This is a genomic window from Ramlibacter sp. Leaf400 (genome assembly GCF_001424545.1).
In the GTDB taxonomy this organism is placed as follows: Bacteria; Pseudomonadota; Gammaproteobacteria; order Burkholderiales; family Burkholderiaceae_C; genus Ramlibacter.
Genome location: NZ_LMQL01000001.1, coordinates 125,001 through 138,801 on the forward strand (window position 1 = coordinate 125,001; position 13,801 = coordinate 138,801).

General features: G+C 69.2%; 11 protein-coding genes. 3 read left to right on the forward strand and 8 right to left on the reverse strand.

Features of this window, described 5'->3' with window-relative positions; translation table 11 throughout:
• Window positions 1–46: 46 nt before the first annotated feature.
• Window positions 47–1,411 carry a glutathione-disulfide reductase gene (gorA, locus tag ASG30_RS00580; RefSeq protein ID WP_055891041.1) on the reverse strand — a complete coding sequence of 455 codons (1,365 nt, stop codon included), beginning with the start codon at window positions 1,409–1,411 and terminating at the stop codon, window positions 47–49.
• A 101-nt stretch (window positions 1,412–1,512) separates the two neighbouring features.
• Between gorA and ASG30_RS00585 the strand changes: the two genes are divergently transcribed.
• Genes ASG30_RS00585 through ASG30_RS00595 form a run of 3 tightly spaced genes read left to right on the forward strand, consistent with a single transcriptional unit; the run spans window position 1,513 to window position 3,944 of the window.
• Window positions 1,513–2,325 (forward strand): MlaE family ABC transporter permease, encoded by an 813-nt coding sequence (locus tag ASG30_RS00585; protein ID WP_055891044.1) that lies wholly within the window; start codon window positions 1,513–1,515, stop codon window positions 2,323–2,325.
• A 6-nt stretch (window positions 2,326–2,331) separates the two neighbouring features.
• Window positions 2,332–3,306: an MlaD family protein gene (locus ASG30_RS00590; protein ID WP_055891047.1), complete on the forward strand. Its 975-nt coding sequence runs from the start codon at window positions 2,332–2,334 to the stop codon at window positions 3,304–3,306.
• Window positions 3,303–3,944, forward strand: coding sequence for a hypothetical protein (locus ASG30_RS00595; RefSeq protein ID WP_156385367.1), 642 nt, complete (start codon window positions 3,303–3,305; stop codon window positions 3,942–3,944). The genes ASG30_RS00590 and ASG30_RS00595 overlap by 4 nt, the downstream gene beginning before the upstream one ends.
• Window positions 3,945–3,966: 22 nt before the next feature.
• On the opposite strand, the gene ASG30_RS00600 is transcribed toward ASG30_RS00595, so the two are convergent.
• The 7 genes from ASG30_RS00600 to ASG30_RS00630 all read right to left on the reverse strand — a co-directional run bounded on the left by ASG30_RS00600 (window position 3,967) and on the right by ASG30_RS00630 (window position 13,800).
• A complete protein-coding gene (locus tag ASG30_RS00600; protein WP_055891053.1) occupies window positions 3,967–4,560 on the reverse strand; it encodes an alpha-ketoglutarate-dependent dioxygenase AlkB in 594 nt (197 codons plus the stop codon).
• 106 nt (window positions 4,561–4,666) lie between these two features.
• On the reverse strand, window positions 4,667–5,197 hold the full coding sequence (locus ASG30_RS00605; protein ID WP_055891056.1) for a histone H1-like DNA-binding protein: 531 nt from the start codon (window positions 5,195–5,197) through the stop codon (window positions 4,667–4,669).
• 194 nt (window positions 5,198–5,391) lie between these two features.
• On the reverse strand, window positions 5,392–6,627 hold the full coding sequence (locus ASG30_RS00610; protein ID WP_055891058.1) for a ribonucleotide-diphosphate reductase subunit beta: 1,236 nt from the start codon (window positions 6,625–6,627) through the stop codon (window positions 5,392–5,394).
• Between the two features lie 128 nt (window positions 6,628–6,755).
• Complete coding sequence (locus ASG30_RS00615) at window positions 6,756–9,659, reverse strand: ribonucleoside-diphosphate reductase subunit alpha (RefSeq protein WP_055891062.1); 2,904 nt, start codon at window positions 9,657–9,659, stop codon at window positions 6,756–6,758.
• Window positions 9,660–10,056: 397 nt separating this feature from the next.
• On the reverse strand, window positions 10,057–10,641 hold the full coding sequence (ampD, locus tag ASG30_RS00620) for a 1,6-anhydro-N-acetylmuramyl-L-alanine amidase AmpD (protein WP_055891064.1): 585 nt from the start codon (window positions 10,639–10,641) through the stop codon (window positions 10,057–10,059).
• Window positions 10,625–12,115 carry a sigma-54-dependent transcriptional regulator gene (locus tag ASG30_RS00625; RefSeq protein ID WP_055891067.1) on the reverse strand — a complete coding sequence of 497 codons (1,491 nt, stop codon included), beginning with the start codon at window positions 12,113–12,115 and terminating at the stop codon, window positions 10,625–10,627. The genes ampD and ASG30_RS00625 overlap by 17 nt, the downstream gene beginning before the upstream one ends.
• Window positions 12,112–13,800 (reverse strand): sensor histidine kinase, encoded by a 1,689-nt coding sequence (locus ASG30_RS00630; RefSeq protein ID WP_055891070.1) that lies wholly within the window; start codon window positions 13,798–13,800, stop codon window positions 12,112–12,114. The genes ASG30_RS00625 and ASG30_RS00630 overlap by 4 nt, the downstream gene beginning before the upstream one ends.
• Window position 13,801 lies beyond the last annotated feature (1 nt).

Consider the following 13,801-nt stretch of genomic DNA (forward strand, 5'->3'; position numbering starts at 1 on the left):
TTCCTTTGGACGCCGTCCACCTTCGGGTGCGACGGCGTTCTTGTTTTCAGCGCACCGGCTCGCGCATCGTGACGAACTCTTCCGCAACGGTCGGGTGGATGCCGATGGTGGCATCGAACAGCGCCTTGGTGGCGCCCGCCTTCATCGCCACCGCGAAGCCCTGGACCACTTCGCCGGCCTCGGGGCCCACCATGTGCAGGCCGACCACGCGGTCGCTCGCAACGTCCACCACCAGCTTCATCAGGCAACGCTCGCTGCTGCCGCTCAATGTGTGGCGCAGCGGCTTGAACTCGCTGCGGAATACGGCCACCCGCGCGAACTTCTCGCGCGCCTGCTCCTCGGTCAGTCCCACCGTGCCGATGGGGGGATGGGTGAAGACGGCGGTGGGCACCAGGTCGTAGTCCATGCGCCGGCGGCCGTCGCCGAACAGGTGGTCCACGACCGCCATGGCCTCCGCCAGGGCGACCGGCGTGAGCTGCAGGCGGGCGGTGACGTCGCCCACCGCGTAGACGGATGGCCGCGAGGTGCGATGGTGGGCGTCCACTTCGATGGCGCCCAGATGGCCTTGCTTCACGCCCGCGGCGTCCAGGCCCAGCCCTTCGACGTTCGGCACGCGGCCGGTGGCGAACAGCACCGTCTCGGCGCCCAGGCGGCTGCCATCCCGCAGCGCGACGTCCACCCCGTCGTTCGCGTTCGTCATCGATTCGACCTCCGTCCCCAGCCGCAGGTCGATGCCCGACTTGAGCATCTCGCCGGCGATGAAGTGCCGCACCTCGTCGTCGAAGCCGCGCAGGATCTGTTCGCCACGGTAGAGCAGGCTCACCTGCGCGCCCAGGCCCCGGAAGATGGAGGCGAACTCGCAGGCGATGTAGCCCCCGCCCACCACCACGAGCCGGCGTGGGAAGGGATCGAGGTCGAACATGCTGTCCGACGTCACGGCCAGGTTCCTTCCCGGCAGCGGAGGCACCGAGGCGGTGCCGCCGGTGGCGATCAGCACGTGTCGGGCCGAATGCGTGCGTGGGCCTGCTGTCGTCTGCACCTTGACCGAATGGCCGTCCAGGAGTTGCGCCCAGCCTCGGATCAACTGCACCCCGGCGCCGGTGAGCAGCTGCTCGTACACGCCGTTCAGACGTGCGATCTCCCGGGCGCGGTTGGCCTTCAACCGGGGCCAGTCCAGCGCCGGTTCGCCCACGTCCCAGCCGAAACCCGCGGCCTCGGCGAAGTCGTGCGAATAGTGCGCGGCGTAGCTGTAAAGCTTCTTGGGGATGCAGCCGACGTTGACGCAGGTGCCGCCCAGCGCGGCGGCTTCGGCCAGCGCCACCCGGGCGCCGCGCTGGGCCGCCATCCGCGCCGCGCGCACGCCGCCGCTGCCGCCGCCGATGACGAAGAGGTCGAAGTCGTGGTCTCGCATGGGGGCCTCCGGTGACGACGGATTGCAGCACGATCGCGGTGCACTTGCAGAAGCACCGCCCGAGCCTGTGGGGAAGGGAAGGGCTCGCTATCATCGGACGCATGACATCGGCTCCTCTCCGGCAGCACCGTCTGGGCGCGAGTCCCGCCTCGGCACCGCTGCGCTGGCTGTTGAGCTGGTGGGACGTGATCTTCTTCGGCGCGGTGCTGATGGTGCTGGCGCTGTCGCCCTCCAGCTACCGCGATCCGCGCACGCGCGCGGCGCTCGCGCGGCATGCGTGGACCGACACGGCGCCGATCCTCCTCGGCTTCTCGATGCTGTGCGCGCTGCTGACCGTGGTGCTCACGCGCATCGTGGTGGTCACGGCCCAGAGCTACGGCCTGTCGCAGTACGCGCTGGAGATGGTGATCCGCGTGCTGGTGCTGGAGCTGATCCCGCTGACCGCGGCCCTGTTCGTGGCGCTGCGCTGCACCATCCCCAACGGCGCCGCGCTGGCGGAGATGCGGCGCAGCGGCCGCTTCCAGGCGCTGCGCCGCGCGGGCGTGGACCCGCTGGTGCGCGAGGTGCTGCCGCGCATGCTGGCCGGCGCCTTCTCCACCATCACGCTGGCGGCCCTGAGCTGCTTCGTCGCGGCGGTGCTGGCTTACTTGGCCGTCTACCAGCTCACGCCTGCGGGGCTGCCAGCGTACACGCGCATGTTCGGCCACGTGTTCAACCCGTCGGTGAGCATGATCTTCGCGATCAAGACAGCGTTCTTCGCGCTGGCCGTCTCCACCATCCCGATGGCGTCCGGCGCGCACGAGGACACCGCCACGCCCAGCTCGCGCGAGAGCGCGGCCCTGCAGGGGCTGGTGCGCATGTTCGCCGTGCTGTTGCTGCTGGAGTCGGTCTCGCTGGTGGGCAACTACTACTAGGGCGCGATGGACCAGACCCCCCTGCAGGATTCGGAACCCGCGGCGGCGCCCGCGGTGCCGCACCTGGCCGCCAAGGCGCGGCTGCTGCTGCTGTTCACGGTGCTGCTGATCGGCGCGGCCGTGATGTACCTGCTGTACGCGCGGGGCGTGTTCGAGCCGACGCAGCAGCTGGTGCTGACCACCGACGACTCCGAGGGCGTGGCGGTCGGCATGGACATGACGTTCTCCGGCTTTCCGATCGGACGCGTGCGCCGCGTCGAACTCGGCCCGACCGGGGAGGTGCGCATCCTGATCGACGTGGCCCGGAAGGACGCGCGCTGGCTGCGAACGGGCAGCGTCTTCACGCTGGTGCGCGGGCTGGTCGGCGGCACCGCCATCCGCGCGTTCACCGGCGTCCTGACCGATCCGCCGCTGCCCGATGGCGCGGTGCGGCCGGTGCTGCGCGGGGACGCCACGGCCGAATTGCCGCGGGTGATCGCCTCGGCCCGCGAGGTGCTGGAGAACCTCACCGCCATGACGGCCAACGACGCGGCCCTGCGCAACAGCATCGGCAACGTGCAGGCCATCACCGATAAGCTGAAGGGGCCGCAGGGTGCGCTGGGCGTGCTGTTCGGCAACGAGGCCGACGCCCGCAAGCTGATGGCGACGGTGGAGCGCACCAATGCGCTGCTGGCGCGCTTCGACACGCTGGCGGCCAAGGCCGACACCCAGGTGTTCGGGCCCGAGGGCGTGGTGCGCGAGGCGCGCGCCACCGTGGTCCAGCTCAACGGGCTGCTGGCCGACACTCGCGCGAGTCTCCAGAAGGTGGATGCGGTGCTGGTGGAGGCGCAGGCGGTCGGCGCCAACGTGCGCGGCGCCACCCAGGACCTGGCGCCGCTGCGCGGCGAGGTCGAAGCCAACCTGCGCAAGGTCGAGTCGCTGATCAACGAGATCAACCGCAAGTGGCCGTTCGCGCGCGAGACGGAGATCAAGCTTCCGTGAAGCTAGCCCTTGTCGTCCTGGTCACCGCGCTGCTCGGCGCCTGCGGCAGCAAGCCGCCGGCGCCGGACTGGCAGGTCAATGCCCATGGCGCGCTGGAGCGCTTCGAGCAGGCCTGGCTCGCCGGCCAGACGCGTGCGGCCGATGCGGAGTTCGCGCGCGCGCGGCGCGAGCTGGCGGCGACGGCGCAGGCCAGCCTGGTGGCGCGGGCGGAGCTCACCCGGTGCGCGCTGCAGGTGGCCAGCCTGGTGTTCGAGCCTTGTGCGGGGTTTGAAGCCTTGCGCGCGGATGTCGGGGCGCCGGAGAGGGCCTATGCCGACTACCTGCAGGGCGCGCGCGTGTCGCCCGAGCTGTTGCCTTCGCAGCACCGCAGCGTCGCGGGCGGCGCCGCGGATGCGAAGGCGGTGGAAGCGATGGCCGACCCGCTTGCGAGGCTCGTGGCCGCCGGTGTCCTCATGCGCTCGGGAGGCGGATCGCCGCAGCTGATGCAGCTGGCGGCGGACACGGCGTCGCGCCAGGGCTGGCGCAGGCCCCTGCTCGCCTGGCTGGGCGCGCAGCTGCAGTTGGCCGAGCAGCGGGGCGCGCAGGAAGAGGCGGCGCTGCTGCGCAGGCGCATCGCGCTGGCTTCGGCGCCGTCCTGACCGGTGCGTCCGCGGCGTTGCTTCAGCGGCGGCCCGAAGGGGTCCTGAAGGTGATCGAGTACCGCAGGGATTTCGTCGGCGCCACGCTGTGCTGCCATTCCCAGCGGGCCGGTCCTCGCAGAAGGTAGATGGAGCGCGGCTCGAGGGTGAGCTTGATCACGTCGGCCCGCTTCGGGGTTTTCGGCGGATACGGGCGGAACCGCATCACGGCCTCGTCCAGCAGCGAGATGCCCACCACGTCCTCGAAGTCCGGCACGTCGCGGTGCCAGCCCAGCGGCGTGCCCGGCCGGTACTCGGCCACCAGCGCCTGCGTGAAGCGCTCGGGCGGGATGCCCAGCCAGGCGGCCGCCTGCTCGCGCAGCGGCTGCAGCCAGTCGGGCAGGGGCTCGGCTTCGTTCAGGCGCTGGGCGCTGAAGTCGTACTGGCCGCCGTAGCTGACCACGCGGCGCAGTGCGCTGAAGCCCTGGTACTTCATCGGCGCGAGCGGGAGCGCCTCGATCTGCCGCAGCAGCGCCGCTTCCTGCGCGGCATCGAGGAAATCGGTTTCGTAGCGCAAGCCGGTCGGCAGCGCCACGGCCGGTGGGGAACCGAAGAGGTCGGACTGCGAGAAGCTCACAAGCCGCAGTGTCGCTCCGCGCGGCCCATCGGAAGGGGCGACGTCGGGCCCGAAAACGAAAAAGCCCGGCCGAAGCCGGGCTTGGGATAAAGCGCGTACTGCCGCTTTAAGGCTTGGAAGCCGTCGGGAAAGGCCAGGCGGCCTGCGGGTTCAGAGTGGTCTGCGCCGCAGGAGCCGCGGTCGCGGCTGGCGCAGCCGCGGGCTTGGCAGCAGGGGCTTTGGCGGCCTTTTTCGCAGCCGGCTTTTTCGCAGCCTTTTTCGCGGCCTTTTTCGCAGGCGCTTTCGCGGCCTTCTTGGCGCCGGTCTTTTTCGCGGCGGCCTTTTTCGCAGGCGCCTTCTTCGCAGCGGCTTTCTTCGCAGGCGCCTTCTTCGCAGCGGCTTTCTTCGCAGGCGCCTTTTTCGCGGCGGCCTTCTTCGCAGGGGCCTTCTTGGCAGCGGCCTTCTTCGCCGGCGCCTTCTTGGCCGCGGTCTTGCGGGCCGGAGCCTTCTTCGCAGCGGCCTTCTTGGCCGGAGCCTTCTTGGCTGCCGCCTTCTTGGCCGGGGCCTTCTTGGCGGTGGCCTTCTTCGCCGGCGCCTTCTTGGCGGCCGATTTCTTCGCCGGAGCTTTCTTCGCGGCGGCTTTCTTCGCAGTTGCCATTTCCATTCTCCTGTTCAAGTTGACATCAATATCAACGAAAGAAGCACTAGCAGCCTTGTTGGTGGCGACTAGCGATCCATGCGGTTGGGCCGGGGCCCAGCCGCATGAACACCGTAACCCGCAGGACGCCGGCTTCTTCCTGGCCGGTCTGCCCTGCGGGCGAATTCACGAACCCAAACTACTCGCAGTTGCCTTCAATCCCATGAAAGTGCGCCACCCGACTGGTATTCGATCACGCGGGTTTCGAAGAAATTGCGCTCTTTCTTCAGGTCAATCATCTCGCTCATCCAGGGGAAGGGGTTCTCCTCGTTGGGGAACAGCGCTTCCAGGCCGATCTGCGTGGCGCGCCGGTTGGCGATGTAGCGCAGGTAGCCCTTGAACATGGAGGCATTGAGGCCCAGCACGCCCCTGGGCATGGTGTCCTCGGCATAGCGGTATTCGAGTTCGACGGCCTTCATGAACAGGCCGCGGATCTCGGCCTTGAATTCGGCCGTCCACAGGTGCGGGTTCTCCAGCTTCAGCTGGTTGATCAGATCGATGCCGAAGTTGCAGTGCATCGACTCGTCCCGCAGGATGTACTGGTACTGCTCGGCGGCACCGGTCATCTTGTTCTGCCGGCCCAGCGCCAGGATCTGGGTGAAGCCGACATAGAAGAACAGGCCTTCCATCAGGCAGGCGAAGACGATCAGGCTCTTGAGGAGCGTCTGGTCGGCTTCCGGCGTGCCGGTCTGGAAGTTGGGATCCATGATCGCGCCGATGAACGGGATCAGGAACTGGTCCTTGTCGCGGATCGACGGGATCTCGTTGTACGCGTTGAAGATCTCGGCCTCGTCCAGGCCGAGCGACTCCACGATGTACTGGTAGGCGTGGGTGTGGATCGCTTCCTCGAACGCCTGGCGCAGCAGGAACTGCCGGCACTCGGGCGCCGTGATGTGGCGGTAGGTGCCCAGCACGATGTTGTTGGCGGCCAGCGAGTCGGCGGTGACGAAGAAGCCGAGGTTGCGCTTGATGACGCGGCGCTCGTCCTCGGTCAGGCCGTTGGGGTCCTTCCACAACGCGATGTCACGCGTCATGTTCACTTCCTGCGGCATCCAGTGGTTGGCGCAGGTGGCGAGGTACTTCTCCCAGGCCCACTTGTACTTGAACGGCACCAGCTGGTTGACGTCGGTCTGGCCGTTGATGATGCGCTTGTCGGCCGCGTTGACGCGGCGCTGGCTGGTGGGTTCCGCGGCGCGCGCGGGAGCGGGTTGCGCCACCGGAACGCGCGCACCGTCGTCGAGCGTGCGCACCGGTGAAGCGGTGGAGTTCAGGGGTTGGATCTGGAGCGCCGCCGTCGGCAACGGTGAAGGGTTCACCTCGCGGTTCCAGTTTGAACCGCTGCTCGGCGGAATTGGCGGTTGGGGCTTGACTTCGTCGTCCCAGGTCAGCATGTGATGTCCAGTGCTCGGATTATCCGGGCAGTGATGTGTATTGAAAAGTGTCCATTCACATCACGCCGCGATTTTGTTGCTCGTTTGCATCGGCGTCCTGTCGGAGAACGCCGATACCTTGCTCGTTGTTATTGGCAAGCCTCGCACGTCGGATCGTCGATCGCGCAGAACTTGATGTCGGTGGCGGGCGTCGCGTTCATCTGCGATTGCGCCGCGGCAGCCGCTGCATCGAGAGCGGACATGCCGCCGCTCGCACCCGAGGACACGGCGTTCAGCCGGCCCGATTGCACGGTGGACTTCTCCGCGTGCGTGGCGCTGATGGTGCGCAGGTAGTAGGTGGTCTTGAGGCCGCGCACCCACGCCAGCTTGTACGTGTCGTCCAGCTTCTTGCCCGACGCGCCGGCCATGTAGATGTTCAGCGACTGGGCCTGGTCGATCCACTTCTGGCGGCGCGCGGCGGCTTCCACCAGCCACACCGGCTCGACCTCGAACGCGGTGGCGTACAGGGCCTTGACCTCCTGCGGCACGCGGTCGATCGGGCGCAGCGAACCGTCGAAGTGCTTCAGGTCCATGACCATCACGTCGTCCCACAGGCCCAGGCGCTTGAGGTCGCGCACCAGGTAGTGGTTGATGACGGTGAACTCGCCGGACAGGTTGGACTTGACCGACAGGTTGCCGAAGCAGGGCTCGATCGACGCGTCCACGCCGATGATGTTGGAGATGGTGGCGGTGGGGGCGATGGCGACGCAGTTGCTGTTGCGCATGCCGTCCTGGGCGATCTTGCGGCGAAGGGCTTCCCAGTCCAGCGTGGAGGACCGGTCGACCTCGACCCAGCCGCCGCGCTCGCGGGCCAGCAGGTCGAGCGTGTCGGGAGGCAGCACGCCCTTGTCCCAGAGCGAGCCCTTGTAGCTGGAGTAGCGGCCGCGCTCGCGGGCCAGCTCGGTGGACGCCCAGTAGGCCTGGTAGCAGACCGCTTCCATCGACTCGTCGGCGAACTGGACGGCCTCCTGCGACGCGTAGGGGATGCGAAGCTCGTACAGCGCGTCCTGGAAGGCCATCACGCCCAGGCCGACCGGGCGGTGGCGCATGTTGGAGTCGCGCGCCTTCTTGACCGCGTAGTAGTTGATGTCGATCACGTTGTCGAGCATCCGCATCGCGGTGGACACGGTCTTCTTCAGCTTGTCGTGGTCGATGGCGCCGTTCTTCAGGTGCTGGGCCAGGTTGACCGAGCCGAGGTTGCACACGGCCGTCTCGGTGTCGCTGGTGTTCAGCGTGATCTCGGTGCACAGGTTGGACGAGTGCACCACGCCGGCGTGCTGCTGGGGCGAGCGCACGTTGCAGGCATCCTTGAAGGTGATCCAGGGATGGCCGGTCTCGAACAGCATCGAGAGCATCTTGCGCCACATGTCGCTGGCGGGCACCGTCTTGCTGGGCTTGATCTCGCCGCGCTTGGCCTTCTCCTCGTAGGCCACGTAGGCCTTCTCGAAGTCGGTGCCGAACTTGTCGTGCAGGTCGGGCACGGAGGAGGGCGAGAACAGCGTCCACTCGCCCTTTTCCATCACGCGGCGCATGAACAGGTCCGGGATCCAGTTGGCCGTGTTCATGTCGTGCGTGCGGCGGCGGTCGTCGCCGGTGTTCTTGCGCAGCTCGAGGAATTCCTCGATGTCCAGGTGCCAGCTCTCCAGGTAGGTGCAGACCGCGCCCTTGCGCTTGCCGCCCTGGTTGACCGCCACGGCGGTGTCGTTGACCACCTTCAGGAACGGCACCACGCCCTGCGATTCGCCGTTGGTGCCCTTGATGTGCGAGCCCAGCGCGCGAACGCGGGTCCAGTCGTTGCCCAGGCCGCCGGCGAACTTGGACAGCAGCGCGTTCTCCTTGATCGACTCGTAGATGCCGTCCAGGTCGTCCGGCACCGTGGTCAGGTAGCAGGAGGACAGCTGCGAGCGCAGCGTGCCGCTGTTGAACAGCGTCGGCGTGGACGACATGAAGTCGAAGCTGGAGAGCACCTCGTAGAACTCGATGGCGCGCGCCTCGCGGTCGATCTCGTTGAGCGCCAGGCCCATGGCCACGCGCATGAAGAACGCCTGCGGCAGCTCGATGCGGGTCTTGCGCACGTGCAGGAAGTAGCGGTCGTACAGCGTCTGCAGGCCGAGGTAGTCGAACTTCAGGTCGCGGTCGGCCTTCAGGGCGCCGCCCAGGCGCTTGAGGTCGTACTGCAGCAGGTCGGGGTTGAGCAGCTCGGCGTCCACGCCCTTCTTGATGAAGAGCGGGAAGTTGTCGGCGTACGCCTCGGCGGCGGCCGACGGCGTGATGTCCTGGCCCAGCACCTCCTTGCGGATGGTGTGCAGCAGCAGGCGCGCGGTGGCGTAGGTGTAGTCCGGATCCTTCTCGATCAGGGTGCGGGCGGCCAGGATGGCGGCCTTGTACACCTCGTCGATCGGCACGCCGTCGTACAGGTTGCGCATGGTCTCGGCCACGATCGGATCGGGCTTGACGTCGGCCGACAGGCCCGAGCAGGCGTTCTCGATCAGCGCCTTGAGCTGGCCCAGGTCCAGCGGGATGCGCTGGCCGCCGTCGACCACGTGCAGCAGCGGCGCCTCCACCACGGCCGGCGTGCCCTGGCGGGCGCGCTCCTGGGCGCGGCGGTCGCGGTACAGCACGTAGGCGCGGGCGATGTCATGGTGGCCGCCGCGCATCAGGCCCAGTTCGACCTGGTCCTGCACGTCCTCGATGTGGAAGGTGCCGCCGCCCGGGCGCGAGCGCACCAGGGCGCGGATCACCTGCTGGGTGAGGCCGTCGACCGTCTCGCGCACGCTGGCCGAGGCGGCGCCCTGGGTGCCGTGCACGGCCAGGAAGGCCTTCATCATCGCGATGGCGATCTTGTTCGGCTCGAAGGGGACGACGGCGCCGTTGCGCCGGATGATCTGGTAGTGCGCGAGCGGGCTGGCGGCAGCCTGTCCGCTGCCCGCGGGGGCGTCGAAGGAGGTCAGGGTCTGGGGGGAAATGCTGTCGACGCTGGACACAGATTGCATGTCGTTCCTCTGCTGCAGTTGTTCTTTGAAGGGCGCGAAGTTTAAACGCCGCTTCGCCTGAGAGGCACTATATATAGCGCCTCGGGGCAGATCAAGCACTATAGGTAGTGGTTGACCCGTGGATCACGAGTGGAGATGCTGTGGACAGCATGTGGGCACCCGGTGCGTCGCGCGGACTTCGGCCGCGCGTTTTCGAGAACCATCATCCACCGGCCAATGACGGCGCGGGCTCGCGCCTCAAATGCCCTTGCAGGCCGCGCGGCTGCTGGCTCGGCGCCGGTGCGGCGCGCATCGCGTTTCGCCGTGCGAAGCAGGCGTGTGTCGACGTGCAAGGACGCGGGCACGCATCACGGCGCGAGGCGAACGCGCAACTCGACCGCAGAGGAACACACGCCTCTCAGGCGGTGGGAGGGAACGACGCCGGTGGCCAGCCCAGGCTGTCCTGCAATTCGATCCAGTCGAAGCCGGGCCCCGGGTCCTGCTTGCGCCCCGGCGCCACGTGCTCGTGGCCCGCGACGTGGCGGATCGGATAGCGTTGCGCCAGCGCCGCGCACAGGCCCGCGAGCGCCTCGTACTGCGCGGGCTCGAACGTTCCACCCTCCAGGCCCTCGAGTTCGATGCCCACCGAAAAATCGTTGCAGTTGTCGCGCCCCTGCCACGACGAGGCGCCAGCGTGCCAGGCGCGGTCGTCGCAGCTCACGAACTGCCAGAGCTCCCCGCCGCGGCGAACGTAGAAATGGGACGAGACCTGCATCCCCTCGATCGCCTTGAAATAGGGGTGGGCTTCCCAGTCCAGGCGGTTGGTGAACAGCGCCTGCACCTCGTCGCCGCCGTACTGGCCGGGCGGCAGGCTGATGGAATGGACGACCACCAGGTCGATCGCCGAACCGGCCGGCCGCGGACCGAAGTTGGGCGAATCCAGCCGGCGCGCGAACCGGTACCAGCCCCGCGACCAGAGCGCGTCGTCAGGCGACGGATTCATTGGGTTCTTCGCCACCGGGCACCGCGATCGCCAGCCGCGCGATGCGGTAGCGGATCTGCCGCAGGCTCAGGCCCAGGCGCTGCGCCGCGGCCGTGCGGTTGAAGCCGGTCTCCTGCAGCGCGCGCACCAGGATCTCGCGCTCCTGGTGGTCCAGCCAGGCCTGCAGGTCGCTGGGCATTGGGATATCGCCGGCGGGCGCGGGCACGTCGGCGACCTGCGCCGCACCGGGAACAGGCATGTCCTGCGCCGCCGGCGTGGCCCTCAGCGGCGCGGGGGCGCTGGCCACGCCGTCGACCTGCAGCGCCTCGCCGTCGGACAGGGCGACGGCCCGGTGCAGCAGGTTCTCCAGCTCGCGCACGTTGCCGGCCAGCGGGTGGTGGGCCAGCTGCTCGGCCACCGCCGCCGACAGCTTGGGCACCGGCATGCCGGTCTCGGCGGCGATGCGCGCCAGCAGCGCGTCGCACAGCGCCGGCAGGTCCTCGCGGCGCTCGCGCAGCGGCGGCACCACGATCTCGATGACGTTCAGGCGGTAGTACAGGTCCTGGCGGAAGCGCCCGGCGGTAACGTCGGCGGCCAGGTCGCGGTGGGTGGCGCTGACGATGCGCACGTCGACCGCGTCCTCCTGCGTGGAGCCCAGGGCGCGCACGTGCCGCTCCTGGATGGCGCGCAGCAGCTTGGACTGCATGGCCAGCGGAAGGTCGCCGATCTCGTCGAGGAACAGCGTGCCGCCGCTGGCGGCCTGGAAATAGCCTTCGCGGTCCGCGGTGGAGCCGGTGTAGGAGCCCTTGCGGGCGCCGAAGAACTCGGCCTCCAGCAGCGCCTCCGGGATCGCACTGCAGTTGACGCCGACGAACGGCCCGTCGCTGCGGTGGCTGCAGGAATGCAGCGCGCGCGCCGCCAGCTCCTTGCCGGTGCCCGATTCGCCGCGCACCAGGACCGGGGCCATGCTGCGGGCCACCTTGGCGATCCTCTCCTTGACCTGCTGCATGGGCGCCGAGGTGCCCACCAGCCGGTCCAGCGAGGACTGGCCGGTGGCCGGCGCGCGCTCGGCGCGGTTGCCGCCGGCCAGGCGCGCGCGGGCACCGGACTGGCGGTCCTGGATGGCCGAGGCCACGACGCTGCGGAACTGCTTCAAGTCGACCGGCTTGGTGAGGTAGTCGAAAGCGCCGGCCTTGAGGGCCTCCACCGCGTTCTCGGCCGAGCCGTAGGCGGTCATCACGATGCAGCGCTCGGGACGCTGCTGCACCAGCATGTGCTGCAGCAGCTCCAGGCCCTGGCCGTCGGGCAGCCGCATGTCGGTGATGACGACGTCGAAGCGGCGGTCCTGCAGGTGCTGCCGGGCGTCGGCCAGGGTGCCAGCGGAATCGACGTGGTAGCCCTCGCGCAGCAGCGCCAGTTCGTACAGGGTGCGCAGGTCGGGTTCGTCGTCGACGACGAGGATCTGGGGGTCGGGGGCGGCAGCCGGGGCGTTCACGCCGTCATTTTGGCAAACGCAGCCGTGGCGGCCATAGGGGAAGTCGTACGGAAGGCCACGAAGAAGGCATTGCCTGCGCGTCCGTCGCCCCGGGGCGACGGTCCGCGCCGGTAGCCGATGCTGGCGCCATGCCGCTCGCACAGCTCGCGGCAGATGTACAGGCCCAGCCCGCTGGAGCGGCTCTCCGACGAGAAGAAGGGCTCGAACAGATGGCGCTCGACGGCCGGCTCCAGCGCGGCCCCGTCGCTCCACACGGTGAGCACCGGCGCCGCGCCATCCACCGTGGTCTCGACCTGGATGGCATCGGAGGCCGACGACGCGTAGCGAAGGGCGTTGTCCAGCAGGTTCACCAGCAGGCGGCGCAGGTGGTCGGGCTCGAAAGCGATGACCTGGCCGGGGGCTTCCAGCACCAGCTGCAGCTGCCCGCCGCTGTGGTTCTGGTCGGTCCAGTCCTGGCAGCAGGCGCGCACGGCCGGATCGAATTCGGGCCGGACCTGGCCGGGCGCGGCCGACTGGTGCTGCACCCGCGCCACGTCCAGGATCTCCTCCACGATGCGCGAGAGCCGCTGCGCGTTCTGCCGCACCAGCGCGCTCAGCTGCCGCTGGCCGGGGTCCTGCAGTTCCTCTTCCAGCAGGTCGTTGGCCTGGGAGATGGCCGCCAGCGGATTGCGGATCTCGTGCGCCACCGCGGTGGACATGCGCCCCATGGCGGCCAGCTTCTCGGTGCGAAGGCGCGCTTCCATCTCGCGCAGGTCCTGCAGGAACACCACGCACAGGCTGTCGCCCGGCTGGTCGCCGGCGGCCGCCAGCCGGGTGCGCACGACCATGCGGCGCACCGCGTCGTCGTGCGGGATCGCCACGTCCGACACCTGCGGCTCGCCGGTGTCGAAGGTGCGCTGCGCCATCGACGCCAGCGGCGCCCAGGCCGGCTGCGCCAGCAGCGGACGACGCTGCCGGGCGCCGGCACCCAGCAGCTCGCGGGCCGCGGGATTGGCGGCCTGCACCTGGCCGCTCAGGTCCACCACCAGCACGCCGTCGGCCAGCGTCTCGATCACCAGCTGGTTGACCCGGATCTGCATCAGGGCGGCCCGGCGCCCCTGCGCCGCCGCCGCCTCCTCGCGCGCCAGCCGCAGGGCCAGCTGGTGCGCCAGGAAGGCCAGCGCGAAGAAGCCGATGCCGCTCAGGCCCGCCTGCAGGAAGCGCGGGGCGAGGTCGACCGGCGACTGAAGGGCCAGCACCCAGGCCTCGGCCAGCAGCAGCAGGGCGACCGCCGCCGCCGTGCCCAGCGCCAGCAGGGACGAGCCCAGCACCGACGCCATCAGCACCGGCACCGCGAAGAGCGGCGCGTAATAGATGCCGCCCGCCTGGAGGAACTGCAGGCAGGAGAACACCAGCAGGTCCACGCCGATGCTGGAAACCCACTGCGGATCGAACGGTGCGCCGGGATCGGGCGGCCGCACGAAGAGGCGCACCGCCAGCGCGGCGGCCAGGTAGGTGCCGCACAGGCCGATCAGCCAGCCCGAGACCGTCTGCGGCCCCAGCAGCCGGGAGCCGATCAGGAGCAGCAGCACCGACAGCCCGATGGCGACCCGCGCGGTGGCGAACCCCAGCCAGAGGCGGACGAAGGCGGATTCCTGGGAAGCGCCCGACTCTTGCAGGACGGAGTCGAACGGCGCCGCGGCCATG

What these genes read in the sequence shown, in the direction of transcription:
- gorA (WP_055891041.1), bottom strand. Translation starts at nt 1,411, where the DNA reads ATGCGAGACCACGACTTCGACCTCTTCGTCATCGGCGGCGGCAGCGGC.
- ASG30_RS00605 (WP_055891056.1), bottom strand. Translation starts at nt 5,197, where the DNA reads ATGGCAACTGCGAAGAAAGCCGCCGCGAAGAAAGCTCCGGCGAAGAAA.
- ASG30_RS00630 (WP_055891070.1), bottom strand. Translation starts at nt 13,800, where the DNA reads ATGGCCGCGGCGCCGTTCGACTCCGTCCTGCAAGAGTCGGGCGCTTCC.
- ampD (WP_055891064.1), bottom strand. Translation starts at nt 10,641, where the DNA reads ATGAATCCGTCGCCTGACGACGCGCTCTGGTCGCGGGGCTGGTACCGG.
- ASG30_RS00590 (WP_055891047.1), top strand. Translation starts at nt 2,332, where the DNA reads ATGGACCAGACCCCCCTGCAGGATTCGGAACCCGCGGCGGCGCCCGCG.
- ASG30_RS00615 (WP_055891062.1), bottom strand. Translation starts at nt 9,659, where the DNA reads ATGCAATCTGTGTCCAGCGTCGACAGCATTTCCCCCCAGACCCTGACC.
- ASG30_RS00610 (WP_055891058.1), bottom strand. Translation starts at nt 6,627, where the DNA reads ATGCTGACCTGGGACGACGAAGTCAAGCCCCAACCGCCAATTCCGCCG.
- ASG30_RS00585 (WP_055891044.1), top strand. Translation starts at nt 1,513, where the DNA reads ATGACATCGGCTCCTCTCCGGCAGCACCGTCTGGGCGCGAGTCCCGCC.